General features: G+C 57.5%; 17 protein-coding genes. 5 read left to right on the top strand and 12 right to left on the bottom strand.

The features are described 5' to 3' along the window. The 3 genes from ACMA5I_RS15810 to ACMA5I_RS15800 form a co-directional block, all read right to left on the bottom strand. On the bottom strand, positions 1 to 551 hold a 551-nt coding region (locus ACMA5I_RS15810; RefSeq protein ID WP_525887249.1), incomplete at its 3' end, for a type IIL restriction-modification enzyme MmeI. Positions 552 to 685: 134 nt separating this feature from the next. Further along, entirely contained in the window at positions 686 to 1,009 is a 324-nt protein-coding gene (locus ACMA5I_RS15805; RefSeq protein WP_386736333.1) for a HigA family addiction module antitoxin, read from the bottom strand. Between the two features lie 17 nt (positions 1,010 to 1,026). Continuing rightward, positions 1,027 to 1,311 (bottom strand): type II toxin-antitoxin system RelE/ParE family toxin, encoded by a 285-nt coding sequence (locus ACMA5I_RS15800; RefSeq protein ID WP_525887248.1) that lies wholly within the window; start codon positions 1,309 to 1,311, stop codon positions 1,027 to 1,029. Between the two features lie 749 nt (positions 1,312 to 2,060). On the opposite strand from ACMA5I_RS15800, the gene ACMA5I_RS15795 reads away from it, so the two are divergent. The 3 genes from ACMA5I_RS15795 to ACMA5I_RS15785 all read left to right on the top strand — a co-directional run bounded on the left by ACMA5I_RS15795 (position 2,061) and on the right by ACMA5I_RS15785 (position 4,144). Beyond that, positions 2,061 to 3,110, top strand: a complete 1,050-nt coding sequence (locus ACMA5I_RS15795; RefSeq protein ID WP_525887247.1) for a replication initiator protein A — start codon at positions 2,061 to 2,063, stop codon at positions 3,108 to 3,110. Between the two features lie 126 nt (positions 3,111 to 3,236). Further along, complete coding sequence (locus ACMA5I_RS15790; protein WP_525887246.1) at positions 3,237 to 3,890, top strand: ParA family protein; 654 nt, start codon at positions 3,237 to 3,239, stop codon at positions 3,888 to 3,890. Continuing rightward, a complete protein-coding gene (locus ACMA5I_RS15785) occupies positions 3,890 to 4,144 on the top strand; it encodes a hypothetical protein (protein WP_525887245.1) in 255 nt (84 codons plus the stop codon). Before ACMA5I_RS15790 ends, ACMA5I_RS15785 begins: the two co-directional genes overlap by 1 nt. Positions 4,145 to 4,255: 111 nt before the next feature. On the opposite strand, the gene ACMA5I_RS15780 is transcribed toward ACMA5I_RS15785, so the two are convergent. Genes ACMA5I_RS15780 through mobQ form a run of 3 tightly spaced genes read right to left on the bottom strand, consistent with a single transcriptional unit; the run spans position 4,256 to position 6,283 of the window. Next, the gene (locus tag ACMA5I_RS15780) at positions 4,256 to 4,723 is read right to left on the bottom strand and encodes a hypothetical protein (protein ID WP_525887244.1); all 468 of its coding nucleotides are present in this window, start codon (positions 4,721 to 4,723) and stop codon (positions 4,256 to 4,258) included. Then, positions 4,723 to 4,986, bottom strand: a complete 264-nt coding sequence (locus ACMA5I_RS15775; RefSeq protein ID WP_525887243.1) for a hypothetical protein — start codon at positions 4,984 to 4,986, stop codon at positions 4,723 to 4,725. Before ACMA5I_RS15775 ends, ACMA5I_RS15780 begins: the two co-directional genes overlap by 1 nt. Positions 4,987 to 5,005: 19 nt before the next feature. Beyond that, positions 5,006 to 6,283, bottom strand: a complete 1,278-nt coding sequence (mobQ, locus tag ACMA5I_RS15770) for a MobQ family relaxase (RefSeq protein ID WP_525887242.1) — start codon at positions 6,281 to 6,283, stop codon at positions 5,006 to 5,008. 235 nt (positions 6,284 to 6,518) lie between these two features. Here mobQ and ACMA5I_RS15765 point away from each other — a divergent pair, with 235 nt between their 5' ends. Both ACMA5I_RS15765 and ACMA5I_RS15760 read left to right on the top strand, forming a co-directional pair. Continuing rightward, a complete protein-coding gene (locus tag ACMA5I_RS15765; protein WP_194098771.1) occupies positions 6,519 to 6,806 on the top strand; it encodes a mobilization protein in 288 nt (95 codons plus the stop codon). Next, positions 6,803 to 8,647, top strand: a complete 1,845-nt coding sequence (locus ACMA5I_RS15760; RefSeq protein WP_525887241.1) for a type IV secretory system conjugative DNA transfer family protein — start codon at positions 6,803 to 6,805, stop codon at positions 8,645 to 8,647. The genes ACMA5I_RS15765 and ACMA5I_RS15760 overlap by 4 nt, the downstream gene beginning before the upstream one ends. On the opposite strand, the gene ACMA5I_RS15755 is transcribed toward ACMA5I_RS15760, so the two are convergent. From ACMA5I_RS15755 to ACMA5I_RS15730, 6 genes are all read right to left on the bottom strand, one after another. After that, a complete protein-coding gene (locus ACMA5I_RS15755) occupies positions 8,640 to 9,185 on the bottom strand; it encodes a recombinase family protein (protein ID WP_525887240.1) in 546 nt (181 codons plus the stop codon). The genes ACMA5I_RS15760 and ACMA5I_RS15755 overlap by 8 nt on opposite strands. Before the next feature lie 102 nt (positions 9,186 to 9,287). Next, positions 9,288 to 11,009: an RNA-directed DNA polymerase gene (locus tag ACMA5I_RS15750; RefSeq protein ID WP_525887239.1), complete on the bottom strand. Its 1,722-nt coding sequence runs from the start codon at positions 11,007 to 11,009 to the stop codon at positions 9,288 to 9,290. A 45-nt stretch (positions 11,010 to 11,054) separates the two neighbouring features. Beyond that, positions 11,055 to 12,248: a GIY-YIG nuclease family protein gene (locus ACMA5I_RS15745; protein WP_525887238.1), complete on the bottom strand. Its 1,194-nt coding sequence runs from the start codon at positions 12,246 to 12,248 to the stop codon at positions 11,055 to 11,057. Beyond that, complete coding sequence (locus ACMA5I_RS15740) at positions 12,241 to 14,292, bottom strand: DEAD/DEAH box helicase (RefSeq protein ID WP_525887237.1); 2,052 nt, start codon at positions 14,290 to 14,292, stop codon at positions 12,241 to 12,243. Before ACMA5I_RS15740 ends, ACMA5I_RS15745 begins: the two co-directional genes overlap by 8 nt. 2 nt (positions 14,293 to 14,294) lie before the next feature. Next, positions 14,295 to 14,708: a hypothetical protein gene (locus ACMA5I_RS15735; protein ID WP_525887236.1), complete on the bottom strand. Its 414-nt coding sequence runs from the start codon at positions 14,706 to 14,708 to the stop codon at positions 14,295 to 14,297. Beyond that, on the bottom strand, positions 14,705 to 17,035 hold a 2,331-nt coding region (locus ACMA5I_RS15730), incomplete at its 5' end, for a class I SAM-dependent DNA methyltransferase (protein WP_525887235.1). The genes ACMA5I_RS15735 and ACMA5I_RS15730, both read right to left, overlap by 4 nt.

Raw genomic sequence — 17,035 nt, 5'->3', positions numbered from 1 at the left:
AAGAAGCAGAAGATCAGCCGCGCCATGAAGTGGTTCATGTCGTGGCGGCGCGCGGCGGTGCCCCATTCGGGGTTATCCTTCAGCAGCTCGACATAGAGACGGTTGAGACGCCCGGTCGCCTTGATGTCAAAGGCGCTCTCACGGATTTGCTTGACTGTGCTGATCCCTGCGAGCGGTAGGAAAAACCCGAAGTGATCGGGGAAGTCGGCATAGGCGCAGGCGATCGTCTCACCCGTGGTCAGGTCTTCGGCCTCAAGATCGGTGCCATCGGTGGCCAGGACGAATTTTGCCTTGGCTTTGGCGGTGGCGGGGCTCGCCTTGAGCTGCGCCAGGGTGGTTGTGACCTCCCCTGCCCCGCACACTTTCAGATGGATGTTGTTGGTCTGAAGAACGCCGCCCTGGTCGGACTTGTTCGATGCGCCCGCGCGCAAGCGTTTGATCGTGGCCGGCTTGTTGCCGAAGGCTTCGAGAAAGGCGAACGGGAACTCTTCTGGATCGAACGGCAGCTCGGCCAATGCCGATATGGCTTCCTCGATCTCAACAGCGTTCATCCCTGAATTCCCTCACTCGGTCGTCGTTCTTATTTTTTGAAATAGTAACAGTCGGTTATTGCCTGCGCACTCGCAAAACTTGGTTCAAGCAAGAGCTATCCACACGCGCATTACTGCACGCCCTGCCCTCCTGGTCAGACCAAGCGAGGCTGATCATCGCGCGGCCGCGTTGCATAGCTGGCACTTGTCGGCAGCTTGCGGATCGCCGCGCCTGTTTCCTGATCGGCCACGGCCAGATCGAACTGCGCTTGCAGGTTGATCCAGAACTGCGCGTCGGTGCCAAACCAATGGCCAAAGCGCAGGGCGGTGTCGCCCGTGATGGCGCGCTTGCCGCCGATGATCTGCGAAACGCGATTGGCGGGCACGTCGATCTGACGGGCGAACTCGGTAAGCGTGATGCCAAGCTCTTCGAGCTCGTCCTTGAGGATCACGCCGGGATGTACTGCACGTTTGAACATGGCTTTCCTCCTTTCCGTTAGTGGTAGTCCACGATTTCCACGTCTGACGGCCCTGGGTCGGTGTCTGGCCAGGTGAAGCAGATACGCCATTGCTGATTGATGCGGATGGAGTATTGTCCTGCCCTGTCGCCTCGAAGCGCCTCAAGCCTATTGCTGCGCATCATGCGAAGATCATCGAGAGACGTTGCCGCGTTGAGAATAGCGAGCCGCCGCTCTGCCTGATCGGCAAAGCCTTGGAAGGTTTTCACCATCTCACCGTTCGCAAACTGCTCGGTCTTTTTGTCTCTGTAACCCAGGATCATCGTTACCTACCAAGATAACCGATCTGACGCGTTACGTCAAGCGTCACGATCACTTGACCTTTTCTAAGCATTGTCCCCTGTATTCGTCTTACACCCCAAAGGGGTCGAAGTGCTGTCCGTTGAAAGCATGGTTGCATGCAACGCGCTTTGCATCGTAGCCTCGGCGGAAGTTGAAGCTGATCTGCTTTCGGAGCCGTCCCTTGCTTGAGCCCGAAAAAAGAACAGCAAGGTTCCTGGTTCAAGGGCGCGTAGCGGGAGCGGAGCCACGCGCAGGATGCGTAAGCATCCGAGCATGGCGAGCACCCATCCCTTGAAGCGGGGTTCTTGATGGTCTTAGGGCTCGATCAAAGCAAGAACGGCCTCTTCGACAAGCACATCTGCTTTTGGTGAGTCCTGAAGTCCCTTCTCGTGGTTGGGGGGCGCGGGTTCGCCCCTATGGGGCGAAGGGGGGCATAATGGTTATCGGCCGACTAGGCCGATGCCGTTTCGAAGCAGCCTGAAGGGCTGCGAGAGAGTTAAATAGAGTTAATATAGGGTTACAGGAATCGGGATTCATCATAACGCATTGAAATATAATAGAGAATCGGAACGTTTTTCGGAATTTGGTGTGTGAAGTGACGAAAGATGGTGTGTGAAATGACGAATCTCGGTGTGTGAAATGACGAATCTTGACGGGCGGTGTGTGAAATGACGATAGTGAAGTCTGGTGTGTGAAGTGACGACTCTAAACCCGAACGCCGGTGTGTGAAATGACGAATGATAGCGCTGCCCTCCCTACCCGCTCGCCGCTCTTGCCAGATCGGCATCCGCAGCGCGATCTCTTTGTCTGCGACATCGTGGATGCTGTGCCCAAGGGCGACATGGCCTCGATGGAGAACCCGGTTTTCACGCTTTCGACCAAGCCCGATATGAACCCGCGAAAATACGTGCGCGGGGAGAACTTTATCGAGGTCTCCCCTTCCCGCCACGGGCTCGCAACCGTGCATGATCGGGACGTTCTGATTTACTGCATCAGCCAGTGCATGGCCGCGCTCAACGAAGGCCGCCAGGTGCATCGCAGCTTGCGCTTCAAAGCCTATGACCTGCTGGTGGCCACAAACCGCCAAACCTCTGGCCGAGGCTATGAGCTCTTGAAGGACGCGCTGCGCCGCCTCCAAGGCACGCAGATCGAAACCAACCTGCGCCAAGGCGGCAAGGAATACTTCAAGGTCTTTAGTCTGATCGACGCGGCCGAGATCGTGAAGGAAACCCGTGACGGGCGCATGCTCGATGTCGAGATCACGCTGTCCGATTGGGTCTTCGATGCGATCCAGAACAACAATGTCCTGACGCTCAACAGGCAGTATTTCTTCCTGCGCAAACCCCTTGAGCGCCGCCTCTACGAGATCGCGCGCAAGCATTGCGGGGCGCAACCTGTCTGGAAGATCGGCCTTGAGCTCCTGCGCGACAAGTGCGGGTCGAGCTCGACCGTGAAGGAATTTCGCCGCCTGATCGGCAAGATCATCGAAGACGATGAACAGCACGATCACATGCCCGACTACAGCTTCACCCTCGAAGAAGACGTAGTGATCGTGCGACCCAAAAAAGAAACCCAGCAAGCCGCTCTGCCCCTGCCACTTTCCTCCTTGCGCCTTGATCCCGATACGCATGAAGAGGCACGCCGCCTCGCGCCTGGATGGGACATGCACCACTTGGAGAACGAGTGGCGCGGGTGGGTGCTGGAAAAGGGGATCGCGGTCAAAGACCCCGATAAGCACTTCCTCGCATTCTGCAAGAAACGGGGCGCTTACAAGCGGTAAAAGCTTCTTGCATGAATGCATGCAAAGCGCCTTTGTGGAAAAGATGCCTTCATGCTTGGCGCGATTCACCAAAGCGTGCTAGCATGTTTCAAAACAATAACGATTTGGCAGATCGGAGCAGAAATCATGACTTACAAGATCGGGATGGTGTCCCAGAAAGGCGGCGTCGGGAAATCCACCCTCGCCCGTATGATGGCGCGCGAGTTCGTTGCCGGTGGCCTGTCCACCAAGATTGCAGACCTCGACACGCAGCAACAGACTTGCACCCATTGGGCGGGACGGCGCGCCGAGAACGGCGTGACCCCAGAAATCCAAGTTCAAAGCTTCGCTTCGGTGAAGACTGCGCTCGAAGATGCGCCGCGCTTTGACGCGCTGATCATGGACGGCAAGCCGAACGCCTCGGAGCAAACCTTCGAGATTGCAACGGTGTCCGATCTCGTGGTGATCCCGACAGGTCAAACGGTTGATGATCTGCATCCTGGCGTGGTCCTGGCGCACGCCCTACGTAAGAAAGGCATCGCAGTCGAGAAGATCGCCTTTGCCATGTTCAAGACCACGGGCAGCGAGCGTGAGAATGCGGCTGCGCGCCAGTATCTCGAACAGGCGGGCTATACCGTCCTCGAAGGGGAAGTCTCGGTCTCCACGGCTTACGGATCGGCTTCGGATATCGGCAAGGCCATCACCGAAACCTCGTTCCGCACGTTGAACAACCGCGCCTCGAAGCTAGCGCAAAGCGTGATCGATATGATGGTCGAGCTGCAAGAAAGGCAGGTGGCGTAATGAGCACCAACATCACCAAGCTCAAAAGCGGGAAGGGCGCACCGCCTCCGGCCGATACTGCTCCCGATGTGATCACCACCGACACGCGCGATGCGAAAGAACCGCTGCGGCCGCTACAAGTGCGGATTCCGCAAAGTGTCTTCGAAGAGTTTTCAGAAAGGGCAGGGCGCGAGTTCGGCTTTAGCCACGGCGCGAAGAAGCAGCTTTTCCTCAAGATGTGGGAAGCCTACAAGGCGCAAATCATGCAATCATGATTGCATGATTTGCGCCTATGCGCGCCTATTTATATCCGCATCCGTTCATCTCAGCCTCAGACAAGCGGCACGTCCTCGCACCACCCATCAACATGTCTCCACAGGTGCAAGTCAGAGCACGACAATACACTTATTCTGCTGAAAATAGTATCTGTCCCGGGCCGGTTTCACGGATAGAGCAGCATTGAATGGGTGCGCTTGGACTGCCAGAACTGGCCAACCCTGATCATCTTGGATCGGCATGTAGGTCGCGACTATTTCATCGTCTGAGGTCAGCAGACTTGGAATATCGTTCCAACGCAGAAGCGGCGCATCCGTGATCTGTCCTTCATCATTCAGAACAACGAAATCCGCCATGGTCTGCTGCCACGCTTGGATTTCTTCATCGGTCTCAAGCAACACGAAATCCGGTCTGGGATCAGGCGACAACGACGGGTCTTTCACCCGAAACGCGTAGATCGTCGGCAACGCCCCTTTCGGTGTCCCATCCGGCGCTTGATACAGCATGATGTCGTAAACGTCCGTGTACATGGGAAGCGGCTGCGTTTGCTTCTCTTGTTTTTTGAAGAAGCCAAACATTAGAAAGCTTTACCAACTGGGCTGGTCTTCAGGCCCTTTGGCCGGTCGCGCCCCTCCCCTTCGAACGATGCGGGAACAGCATCAATTCCGATATCCCAAAGGGCTGCAAGCAAGCCTCCCTTGGCAACCATGTCTGCTGCCTCTTGGCTGTAGGCAGCGACAAAATCATCTTGGGTCGCGAGTACTTGGGGGCTATTATTCGCAATGCGCTGCGCCATTTCTTTCACGGCAGGCTGGTCCTTATGGTAGCGATCTTCAAACACTGTTGGTCCCTTTTAGTTTTTACCGTTCTCTGTCTCTGTCGCGACTTTTTCCGCGTTCAGACGCAGTATTGCGCCCACGCCCGAGAATGTCATCCCGCTGCCCTTGGTCGCGGCCCTCGCCGTCACGGGCGGCAATGTCCCGTTCTACCGCCGCTGGATCCCGCTCCTGTCCGATATCGCGCGCACGCCCAAGGATGGCGTCCCGACGATCTCGGTCTGGATCGTCAGACGCAACCCTCTCGCGCCCGACATCCGGCGCTTGCACTTCAGGTCGATCAACATCGCGCCCCAACACTGCCGCTCGGCGCGCGTCCATATCGCCCCGCTCGTCCCCAGCCTGTGGCCTCTCAACCTCGCCCATAACCCTCTCCTTGATCCGTGACATCGCCGCCTCGGCGCGGCCCCAAAGCTGATCCAGCCGCTCGCGCGCGGTGGCAATGAAGGCGCGCCCCCGCTCCATCAGCTCAAGCCGCAATTCCAACTGCCGCCAGCCCAGCTCCTGGCGCTGTGCATTGCGCGCCTGCGCCGCACGGAATGCCTCGCCGCGCTCCGTGACGATCCCGCGCTTTTCCTGAGCATTGGCCGATGGCCCGATTTTCGGCTCGGGCTCGCGGCTGAGCTCGACCACCTTCTTCTCGTGCTCAAGCGCAATCTCTTCCTGCCCGCCCTCGCGCGCCCGCTCGACCTGTTGTTCGGCCTCAGACCGCTGAACATCGAGCGACCGATGATCGATCCGCTCCGACCGCCCTGCCCGCTCAAGGGCTGTGTTCGCATCCCGCGCCCAGGCTTCGCGCCAGCCCATCAGCAAGTCTGGCGCATTCCAGCTGCGATCCTTCTTGCCGAACCCCTCGCCAGTCAGCTCGCGCATCGTCAGCATGACATGCGCATGGGGCTGACCGTGACCATCACGGGCCTTGCCCTCGTGAATGGCCACGTCCGCGATCATGCCGCGATCGACAAATTCGCGCTGCACAAACCCGCGCAAAAGCTCCAACCGCTCCCCGCGATCGAGCTCACGCGGCAGCGCCACCTCTATCTCGCGGGCAAGCTGTGCATCACGGCGTTTCTCGACCGCCTCGACCGCGTTCCAGAGCTGGTCCCGATCGCGCATCCAGTCTGGCGCATTCTCTGGGGCCATGATCTCGGAATGCACGACACCGCCTTTCCGTGAATAGTCATGCTCCACCCCCTGCCGGTCATCCCGCAGCCGCCCAGCCGTCCGGTAGGCGGCGGCTGCGACAGATGAACGGCCGCCTGCCCGGCTGATCACTTTTGCACTGAGATGGTAGATCGCCACGCTTGGGACGCCTCTCTTCAAAACAGGGTCCAGCGCCTGATTGCGCTGGTCGGGAGCGCGAGGGTGAAACCCTCGTTTAGGCGGCATCGCCGCCTTGGGGGAAGCCGTCCGGCGCGGGGGTTTACCCCCATGAGGACGCGCACGTTGTCGAAGACAATGTATAAGCGCGCATTTAATTCTTTTCAACCTATCAATCCGCCACTACATTCGCCGCCATTATACCCGAGGTTACCCCATGTCCCAAAGCCGCCCAACCGACGCCCGGATCAAAGAACTGGCCGAGAAGAAAGCCCAGCTCGACGCTCAGATCGCAGCGCTCGATGCTAGGCGGCGTCTGTCTGAGAAGAAAGACGAAGACCGTCTCAAATGGCTCCTGGGCACTTTGGTCTTCGACCGTTTGAGCGCCGAACCTGCTCTTCAGAGCATCGTGCGGCGCGACCTGCCAGACCGCCTCACCCAGCGGGACCGCGACCGTGGACTCTGGCAGATTCTGTTTCCCGATAGCGACGAGGACCGGTCATGAGTTTTGTTCTGGAAGCCCGCCACTGGGTGATCATGATCGGTGCTGTGATCTTGGCCGCTGCCGCCCTGCTCCTCGCTCCGCAAGCGGTCGCGATCTACCCGGTGACCACCTATGCCTTCCCGATCATCGCCGTGGCCACCATCCTTGACACCCTCGGAACCGCCGCAGAGCGTCACAGGACACCGCTGAAGCTCCTCGCATGGCTCTGCCTGTGCGCTGCCATCCTCACAGCCCTGACGCCCCTCAGAGGCCCGCTCAGCGACATGCTGGCGACTGTCCAGGCATGGACGGGCGCAGGTCGGCCCCTCCCCCGTGCCATTTGGGAAGGACTCAAGGGGCTGGCGCGGTATTCTGATCCGCAGAAACAGGCCATGGCGATCTCCTTCGCGCTTGGGGCCTTCGGCGTGGCTGTCGCTGTCAGCACCCCGCTGGTGGCGATCTTCAATCCGCGCATTGGCCGCAACCGCAAATCCCGCACCGGCCCATGGCAAGCGGGATGGATGGACCCGCGTGACGTGGCCCAGCTGAAGCGCAACAAGACCGGCCTGCCCCTCGCCCTGCACAAGGGCAAGCTCCTGCGCTACGTCAAGAACGATGCGAAGGGATGGCGCGGCGGGCATCACCTCGTCGTCTCAGGCACACGGGGCGGCAAGGGCGTCAGCGCCGTGATTCCGGCGATCCTCGATCACCAGGGGCCGGTCGTGGTTCTCGACATCAAGGGTGAGAATTTCGCTGTCACGCGCCGCCACCGCGAAGAGCTCGGGCGCAAGGTGGCCGTCCTCAACCCTTTCGGTCTCGTCGAGGACGGCAAGGATCAGTTCAACCCGCTCGACTACATCCGGCCCCATGAGCTGGCGCGCGACGTGGCCCTGGTTGCGGACGGCCTGGTCAAACCCGAACAAGGCGACGGCGCGCATTTTTCGGAAATGGCCCGCCAACTGGTCGCTGCGGCGATCGAAGTGATCGTGACGCAGGAAGAGCCCAACCGGCGCAATCTGATCGCCGTCGCCGATCTGCTTCTGTCTGCAAACCTCGACGGCACGCTTGAGGCCTGGGCGGAAAACGGCGACTTGGTCGGTCACCGCCCTGCCCAAACCGCCGCAACCATTCTGCGCGCAGGTGACAGGGAACGCGGGTCGATTCAGACAGCGGTCTCGAAAGCTTTTGAGTGGATGCAGTCCGACAACATGCGGCACTTCCTGGCCGGGTCCAGCTTCCGCATGGATGATCTTCTCGATGATCAGGTCGATCTTTTCATCGTGGTGCCGCTCGACCAGGTGGACAAGCAAGCGATCTTCATGCGCCTGTTCATCAATCTTGTCCTGGGCACGGTCGTGCGCCAGGACGGGCGGCGCAAGGTCAAGGCTCCGATCCTCCTGGTTCTCGATGAATTTGTGCGGATGGGCCGTATGGAGCAGATCATGAACATTGCCAATGTCGCCGCAGGAGCCGGTGTGGAAGCGCTGTTCGTCACGCAAGACACAGGTCAGGTCGAAAAGGCCTATGGTCCAAGCGATGCCCGTTCGATCTTTGGCTCCTGCATCACCAAGCGCGTTTTCAACCTCAACGATATCGAAACCGCCGAATGGGCTGCGCGGCACCTCGGGGAAAGCACGGTCTATTCTCAGCAAATTCGAGAGGGAAAGGCCCCGAACGAAGGTCGGGATTTTTCCTATTCGGAGCAGCGTCAGAAGCTCATGACCGCTGAGCAGATCACGGGCATGAAGGCGGATGATCTGCTGCTGCTGGTAGGCAACCGCAACCCGCTCAAGGCCAAGCAGAATGTGTACTTTAAGACCAGGGCCTACCGTGGAAGATTCGACCAGAATCCTCTCAACTGATTCTAGAAATTGTAGAGCGGGACACCCCCAGAACGCGGGCAATCTCGGCATTGTCCTGCCCCTCACTGCGCATCCTGAGAACCGCTTCGCGCTGATGCTGTGTGAGCTTAGGAGGTCTGCCCAGCCGCCGCCCCGCCCGTCTGGCACGGTCGCGGCCTTCGGCGGTGCGCTCGGCAATCAGGGATCGCTCGAACTCTGCAAGACCGCCCAAGACGGTAAGAATGAGCTTGCCGGTGGGCGTGGTGGTGTCTGCCCATGAATCCGCAAGCGCCTTCAGCTTCGCACCCTGGGTTTCGATGGTGTGGACGATATCCAGAAGATCGCGCGTTGACCGTGCCAGGCGATCGAGCCTTGTGACGACCAGTACATCCCCTTCCGAAAGGGCGGCCAAGGCTTTCTTCAGCTCCGGCCGGTCGTTCCGCGCCCCGCTCATCGTCTCCCTGAACACGGGATCGCACCCCGCCGTGCCAAGCTGTTCGAGCTGAGCATCAAGGGTCTGGCCGGAAGTGGAAACGCGTGCGTAGCCGATCATTTTCATACGTACATTATGCACGCTATTTATGCACGCTCCAAGCGATTGATATCATTGGCGCGAAAAAAGCGTGCATAAGTCTTGATTTTTGCACGCCTACGGCACGGCTTAGTACTCTGACCAACCCGTATCGATCTGGAAATCAACACCCCGAAGAGCCTCAAGAAAGTTCATTACTTCAAGGTTCTGCTCTCGGCGTTCCCGACTACGGTCGCGCTTGACGCTAGCTGATTTTCTCACGTTCTTAAGAGGATCATAGAACACAACATCTTTGTCGTTCATCGCTCTAAAAAATGGATGCGCCATAACCCCTTGCTTGTCTTTCAGCCAGCCTTTGCGAATTCCCTCGTAAGCAGCCAGCCAGCTCCAATCCGACAAAATACGCTGCTCGTTGATCTCGTCTTCCCACATTCCGGCGGGGGCTGGTGTCACACACAACCCTTTCGATGTCATGTCCAACAATAGCAGACGGATCGCGCTCGACTGCACATTCTCCGCATATTTCATAATTTTAAATGACTTGATCGGCTTTTTGAGCCCTCGAAGTGTGTACAGAAGCCAGATTACCTCGAAGAGAGCCCCGTTTTCAAAGTGCCGCTCGGCCAGACCCGTAAACCTCTTGGCCAGTCTCTCTTTAGAAAGTCCTCCGGATGTGTGATCAATATTCAGGATGATCCTACACACACGATCCATCGATATCGGTGCGATCGCAGCCGCCTTCAACAAAAACGACTCCAAAACCTCGATATCCTTGGGGCCGAATCTACGCCCCTCAATGATAGACAAGGCATAGTTCAAAACTGGCGCACTTGGGTGTTCAAGTTGCAGCCTCAAGCATAATGCCAAGAATTCTTCTAGCCTGCTGCGGTACAGCCCGCCGCGTCGATGCGACAGAAACGCGGATATCTCTGATTTCCAGCTTTCCTGATCCGATGCCAATATATGACTGATCGATGTCTTACTTCCGTTAATCTCAAGTCCGTACTCCCGATAACAACTTGAAATAACTGAAAGTATCTTTTCCGATCTTTCTAGCGTTGCAGACCCAACCGTCCAATCGTCTTGCAGCCGATCCACAACCTCACCAGGCAAATCCCCAAGCTGAGTGGAAAAGTCCGAATCGATCCTAGATGAAATGATCTCCGCCAGTATTCGAGATGTCTCAGGACCGATCGGTACCCCGATTGTTTGGTTCCGATTACAACTACGAACAAGCAAGTCAAGTCGATCCGCAAAAGTTCCCTCGTAGGTCTTGAGGGCACTCTTTACTCTTTCCTTCCCATAGGCTGCCCAAGGGATCGAGTGAGTATAAATCGTTGGATAAAATCGGGAAATATCCGTCTTTATCAGCCAGTCCGATGTCGCCTCTAGATAGCTTGTCTTTGCCCTATGAATAGGAAAATTTATTCCCTTGATTGCCCGCTCATATCTATCGGAAACATGGATTTCGTCCTCGGAATACCTTTGCCTTGAAAGCCACTTCTGAACTTTTGGCCAATTCTCCGCCAGCTCCTTAGTTAGCAACGCTTGCGGGATTGGGTGGGTCACATGAATGTTTCGGCGCTCATACAGCTTCTTCGGCTTTGAAATAACTTCTGGATCGGCAGATGGAATTTTCTTGTAGCTGTACTTCGAGCGAAACTTTTTGCCACCAATTTTTCCGAAGTCCTTCGCGTCCTTGATCTCAAAGACCTTCGCCTTGTGCCAATCGTGTATGATTTCATCGGCATTTGAACCGAAGTCTTTGGTCGTGAAAACGGGCGGGAGCTCCTTTGGAAAATACCCCTTTGATAACAAAGCCTTGAGAATCAAACCGCGCAATTCACTCACAACCCAAAGCCCCTTCCTCGTTCCTTTTCTGACTGCCCCCCACGATTATGTCACAACACGCTTCAATGAAGCCTGTTTTGGATCATACCTGTAGCCAGAAATAGTGCCGTCCTTGATCCGCTCGACAGCCTCCTTGATCGCGAACAAGGGCACTAGAAACCACTCGCGTGGAACGACCGGCCGCCCAAACCTGTCCATGATCTCGATCTCAAGCCTTGCGGGTTCGAAGATGCGGTGAATCAGGTTTTCCAGCTTGGTTCGGTTGATGTTATAGAGCTCGTAGGTCGCCACGATCTCGACATTGGCCATCAAGAACGTCGGCTGAAGCTGCGCGCCTGCAATACGCTTTTCAACGCTCATGTTGGTCACGCCGATCTTGTGCACGAGCCCGCGATTCTCAGCGACGAGCGGATGATCTGACTTGCTGCGCAGGACATAGATCGTGCCGCTTGCCTCGTCCCCGTCGATCGTTTGATCGGAAAACAAGGGACCGGCGCTCGGTTCCGTGATCCGTCGCCCGGCCTCATCCTTGTTCAAGGCACGTTGGAGTGATCGCATGAGCATGTTGCTCTCGGTGCCGTTGTCAAAAATCACGCGCAGGCGGGCATCCGTGCGCCCTTGGTCCGTAATCGTCGTTTCCCCCTTCTCGGCCACATAAGCTTTCTGACCGCCGACGACGAAGAAGCGCCCCTTCTCAATCTCGGCCTTCATCTCGAAAGGCCGCGTGTCGCGGAGGCCGCTATCGAGCTCTTTTTGCACCTGCTCGAAGAGCGGCTTGAAGGTCTCGAAGTCCTCGCATCTGTCGCGGCTGGCCACCTCTTCAGCGGCCTTCTTCTCTGCGGTCGATCGGACGTGCTTCAGCTCCGTGATCGGTGGCGCTTCGAACTCGATACCTAGCTCGGCCAAAAGCGCATCATCATCGAGCTCTTCTGTGTCCACCACGGCCGCTTGTACCGCGCCACTGAGAAGCCCTGTATCGTCCAAGGGCTCGACCAGCTCTCGGCACTCCCGAAGCTCGCGGATGCGATCTAGCCGTACCGCATAGAGCCGCTCGAAGATGTCACGGTCTTCGCCGTGCTGCGGTGCGCGACCATGTTCTTCGGCGAAGCGCTGAATCTCTTCGAATCCTGCGATGATACGTTCCTCGCGCGGCGTGTGCGTGACCGACTTCTTGGCTTCGACCTCAACGCCAAGTTCGGCCAGAAGCGCATCGTCTTCCTCGGTGAACTCTCTAGCCATTGGCAGCCTCCTGCTTCATGCGAGCAAGGAACGCCACGCCTTCGGCCATCTTCTTTTCCCAGGCGTCGAGAGACGTGATGGACGGCAACCGTCCTCGCTCCTGCTTGAACTTCACGGCACGCCGCGCCAGGTCACGCGCCTCTTCCGGCGTGAGCTGCACCTTCTTCGCCGAGATTACCGCCGCAACCTGCTTGAGGCTTTCCTCACTCATGGTCTTGGCTAGAATCGAATAGGCTTCGCCGAACGGGTTGATGCGGTCGATCAGGTCGATGTCGAGCTCGCGCACGTCCATCGCGAACTTGCGCACCCCGTCGATCAGCGCTGTGTTGCCGCTCGCCTGAGCATCGTCGTCAGAGCTGGCTAGAGCGGCCTCCTTCGCCTTCTGGGTCAGGTTCAATGCGGTAATCGCGTGCTGGCGCACGGCCTTCTGGTCCTCAGCGTCGAGCTCAGGGAATTTCGCGCCGACGATCTTACCCATGCGAACCTGAGTCAGCTCTTCGGGCACGAGCTCTTCATCGAAAAGCCCGCGCTCGATCGCCGTCTTATCCTGAACAAAGGCTGTGATGACCTCATTCAGGTCTTCCTGGCAGATGCGCTCGGCCTCCTTGCTCTTGGGCATGGCCAGTCCCTTGATCTCGATCTGAAACTGCCCGCTTTCCTCGCTGAACCCGATGTTCTCCTTGTCGGGATCATAGCCGCCTTCGCCATAGTCGAAGCCTTCGACCGGTCCGCTTTTCGGGGTCTTCGGAGTGAAGTTGAAGCGCGGGGCAAGAACCTGCTCCATGAGCAAGCTTGCGGCGATCGCCTTCAGCGTGTCGTTCACCGCTTCAGTGACAGCGGCCTCAGAGGCGTCGGGCTCGGCGATCAGGTTGGTGAAACGGGCGCGCGTCTTGCCCTCGGCATCGCGGGTCGCCCGACCGATGATCTGCACAATCTCGGTCAGACTGGCGCGATATCCGACCGTGAGCGCGTGTTCGCACCAAATCCAGTCAAAGCCTTCCTTGGCCATCCCAAGAGCGATGATGATGTCCACATGATCGCGGTTACCTTTGTTGGCGGGGTCTTTGAGCGCGCTCGATACCTTGTCTCTCTTCACGGTCTCATCATCGACCAAATCAGCGATCCTCAGAATCTTGCCCTCGGCGGTCTTCACAAGCTGGAAACCCGTGGCCGGATCGGTGCCTTGCCAGTCGCCCAAGGCGTCAATGATATGCTCGACCTCACGGTGCTTGTCCTTCGTGCTCTCGCGCGAATTCACGTTCGGGATGTGCACGATCGTCTTCTCGTTCGGATCGAGCACCTTCAGGATGTCGTCGGCGTATGAGCCTGAGTAGAAGAAATAGCCGATATCGAGCGTTTTCAGGTATTTGTAACCGTTCAACTGCTCGTAGTAGGTGTAGGTGATCGTGTCGAACTTCGCCTCGTTCTCCGGCAACAGGATCGGCACAGCATCGCCCCGGAAATAGCTTCCGGTCATGGCCACGACATGCACGCGGTCGCGGGCGATGAATTCGTTGAGCTGCGAGCCGAGGATGCTGTCTTCGCTCGCTGAAACATGGTGGAACTCATCCACGGCGATCAGCCGATCATCGAATGCCTCGATCCCAAGCTTCTCCACGGCAAAGCGGAAGGTTGCGTGGGTGCACACAAGCACCTGGTCGCCGCTTTCGAGAAACGCGCCAACCGATTTGACCTTGCCTCCATCCGTGCCAGGCGAGTTGCAGAGGTTCCACTTCGGCGCGACGGTCCAGTCTGCCCAGAAGCCGAACTTGCTCAGCGGCTCGTCGTTGAAGCTCGATCCGATCGACTTCTCGGGCACCACCACGATCGCCTGCTTGAGCCCCTGGTTGTGCAGCTTGTCGAGCGCGATGAACATGAGCGCGCGGCTCTTGCCCGAGGCTGGTGGCGACTTGATCAGAAGATACTGCTCACCCCGCTTCTCATAAGCCCGCTCCTGCATCGCCCGCATGCCGAGCTCGTTCGATTTGGTCGAACTGCCGGTCTGGGCGTAGGTGACGGAAATGGAGGGAACATTTTTGGCCATGGTCAAATCCTGAACTCTTCTAAAAAATTGATTGCCCAAGCAGGCGGGGTCGGCCAGCTCCGAAAGCCCTTCTCGTGCCAGGTCACGCTATCGTCGCCGATGAGCCCTTTGGCTTCGAGATGGGCGACAAGACGGTCATGGTCATAGAGATAGGCAGCATCGCCAAGGATGAAGGCGATGTGGATGCCCTTCCCCTGATACTTGCGGTCGATGACCAGCCGCCCCTTGAGCTGCACCTTCAGGAAGGTCTCGCCATCGATGTGGCAGGCGATGAAATCTGCCCCCTGCCAATCGTCGGTGAGGCGCAGGCAGTTGAAGCCGTAATCGGCCATGCGTGCGGCGACCTTGTGGAAGTTGTAGTTTTCCTTCTGGCGCGAATTGAGGTCGGCATAGGGGATGGGGGCAAACTGGCTCATGCCGCCCCCTTCTTGATCATGCGGGTGTAGAGCTCGAAGAGCTTTTCGAGGCGCTCGGTGTCGTTGCGGAAGCGACGGCCGATGTAGATACGCTCAAGGGTTTCGTCGTTGCGGTCATGGGCGGCGCGCAAGTCGTGTGGCATCTTCGTTTCGCCGTCCTTCACTTCGTATAGGTCGGCAATCGTTGCGGGGAAATGTGCCTCGCGCGCTAGAAGGATGTCCTCGGCGCAGCGGGTCAGGTCTTCCTTATTCTTTTCGGTCAGTTTCGGCACGGGAAACGTGTTCCAGCCCATCGTGTTCGAGTAGCGGAGGCGGGTTTCAAGCTGGCCGCACACCGTAGCAATCCAGACTAGATGCAGCTTCGAGGCGATCAGCGCCATGTTCCAGAGCGGCGCATCGTAGAGGGCAAAGGCATTGTCCGAAACAATAGAATGTTGAGAGAGCAACCCAACTGGAAGGTAGGGGCGGTTCTCAGAACTAACCTTTGGGACAACAATTGAAGAATTCTTTCCCCTGCCTTGTATCTGTTTAAATCTGTGAGCACGATTTGCATATGCTCTTGTTGACTCAGCATCGCTAGAAAGACGCATCCTCCTGACGCCTTCGAGACGACGCGCTATCTCGACCGATCTGCTGGCCTCATCCACTTGATCATCTTCAATCCAAATGCAACGCCTAACAATTCCTTTGACGAATTCTTGAGAGCCCACGAAGTCAAAAACAAATTTTCGCGCCGAAGGTTCCTTCGCAATTAGATCGTCGGCCTCTTGTCGAGACATCAGTAAGTTGCCACCGTCTTTGGGCATATTCCCCAAGTCCATGTATGCCGCCCCAGAAATAGACTTCCGCAAGGGGCTAACTTCAATATTTTTACCAGAAACCAAATATGCGTTGATGTTATCGGGCTCAGCTAAAAGAACCCCTCCCGCATCAGCTTCCGAGTAGAGCTTTCTTTCTTTAGAAACGTGATTGGAAATAGCGACAATAGCGACGGTTACACCCGCATTGTGGCTTGCTAAGTTTGCCCACTTAAAACTGGTATGAGCGAAAGCAATCTCATGTCCCGTCTGGAAAATTAACGGCCAAAGGATTGATACCTGTAGACCTTGGCATATCGAGTTTGTCGAAACGAAGGCTGAGACGGTTGGTGTGTGAATGCCGTAATCGGCCGCTTTTATAAACCACCCTGCCACATAGTCGAGCGATTTCCAGCTTTTTGTTCGACCTTCAAATATGCGCCCGAGGTCTTGCTTCTGTTCGGAGCTTTGCCACTTAGACCCGAGATAAGGCGGGTTGCCACAGATGTAGGTCTCTCCTCCCTCATTTTCGAAGTCGATCTCGGCTTGATCGACAGGGGACATGAACAGGTCATCGGCATGGTGCTTCACCCCCGTCCCCGTGGGCGGGCAAATGCTCAGCCAATCGAGCCTCAGCGCATTGCCGCAAGTGATCCAGTTCATGGCATCGAGCGGCAGAAACTCGGCCAGTGCCTCTTTCTGACCGCGATAGGTTACGTCGCACTGATACTCGGCGATGATCAGCGCCAGCCGCGCGATCTCGGCAGGGAAGTCGCGCAGCTCGATCCCGCGAAAATTAGTGAGCGGGATGTCGGTGCGGCGGTCGGCCTCGCCGCGCCGCTTGTTGATCTCGGCTTCTATCGCCCGCATCTCCTTGTAGGCGATGACCAGGAAGTTTCCCGATCCGCAGGCGGGGTCGAAAACCCTGATCCGCGCCATCCGATTGCGCAGGTTGAGAAGCTTGCGGGGGTTGTCGCCTGCCTCGTCCAGCTTTTCGCGAAGGTCATCGAGGAAGAGCGGGTTCAGCACCTTCAGGATGTTCGGCACGGATGTGTAGTGCATCCCCAGAGCGCCGCGTTCCTCGTCATCGGCGACGGCCTGGATCATCGACCCGAAGATGTCGGGGTTGATCTTCGTCCAGTCGAGCTTGCCGATGTGCAGAAGGTAAGAGCGAGCAATCTTCGAGAAACGCGGCACGTCCGTTCCACCCGAAAACAGCCCGCCATTGACGTAGGGAAAAACATTGGCCCAACGGGGGATGCCTGCGGCGGTGCGATCGGCCGTCTTGGTGTTCATGGCCTTGAAGAGCGTGCTGATCACCTCGTGGGTGTTCGAGCTGTCCTTCTCGCTCATGCGCTCGATCGTGCCGGTGAACTGATCTGCTTCCGTGAAGATGTCGGTATCTTCCGCGAAGAAGCAGAAGATCAGCCGCGCCATGAAGTGGTTCATGTCGTGGCGGCGCGCGGCGGTGCCCCATTCGGGGTTATCCTTCAGCAGCTCGACATAGAGACGGTTGAGACGCCCGGTCGC

This window comes from Jujubicoccus corallicola, from assembly GCF_047345645.1.
In the GTDB taxonomy this organism is placed as follows: Bacteria; Pseudomonadota; Alphaproteobacteria; order Rhodobacterales; family Rhodobacteraceae; genus JBLEFH01.
The sequence above is the reverse complement of the archived record's forward strand: the minus strand, read 5'-3'. Positions and strand labels throughout refer to the sequence as shown.

Coding starts and splice junctions, on each gene's coding strand:
- ACMA5I_RS15805 (WP_386736333.1), bottom strand. CDS start 1,009: ATGTTCAAACGTGCAGTACATCCCGGCGTGATCCTCAAGGACGAGCTC.
- ACMA5I_RS15800 (WP_525887248.1), bottom strand. CDS start 1,311: ATGATCCTGGGTTACAGAGACAAAAAGACCGAGCAGTTTGCGAACGGT.
- ACMA5I_RS15795 (WP_525887247.1), top strand. CDS start 2,061: ATGACGAATGATAGCGCTGCCCTCCCTACCCGCTCGCCGCTCTTGCCA.
- ACMA5I_RS15790 (WP_525887246.1), top strand. CDS start 3,237: ATGACTTACAAGATCGGGATGGTGTCCCAGAAAGGCGGCGTCGGGAAA.
- ACMA5I_RS15785 (WP_525887245.1), top strand. CDS start 3,890: ATGAGCACCAACATCACCAAGCTCAAAAGCGGGAAGGGCGCACCGCCT.
- ACMA5I_RS15780 (WP_525887244.1), bottom strand. CDS start 4,723: ATGTTTGGCTTCTTCAAAAAACAAGAGAAGCAAACGCAGCCGCTTCCC.
- ACMA5I_RS15765 (WP_194098771.1), top strand. CDS start 6,519: ATGTCCCAAAGCCGCCCAACCGACGCCCGGATCAAAGAACTGGCCGAG.
- ACMA5I_RS15760 (WP_525887241.1), top strand. CDS start 6,803: ATGAGTTTTGTTCTGGAAGCCCGCCACTGGGTGATCATGATCGGTGCT.
- ACMA5I_RS15755 (WP_525887240.1), bottom strand. CDS start 9,185: ATGAAAATGATCGGCTACGCACGCGTTTCCACTTCCGGCCAGACCCTT.
- ACMA5I_RS15745 (WP_525887238.1), bottom strand. CDS start 12,248: ATGGCTAGAGAGTTCACCGAGGAAGACGATGCGCTTCTGGCCGAACTT.
- ACMA5I_RS15740 (WP_525887237.1), bottom strand. CDS start 14,292: ATGGCCAAAAATGTTCCCTCCATTTCCGTCACCTACGCCCAGACCGGC.
- ACMA5I_RS15735 (WP_525887236.1), bottom strand. CDS start 14,708: ATGAGCCAGTTTGCCCCCATCCCCTATGCCGACCTCAATTCGCGCCAG.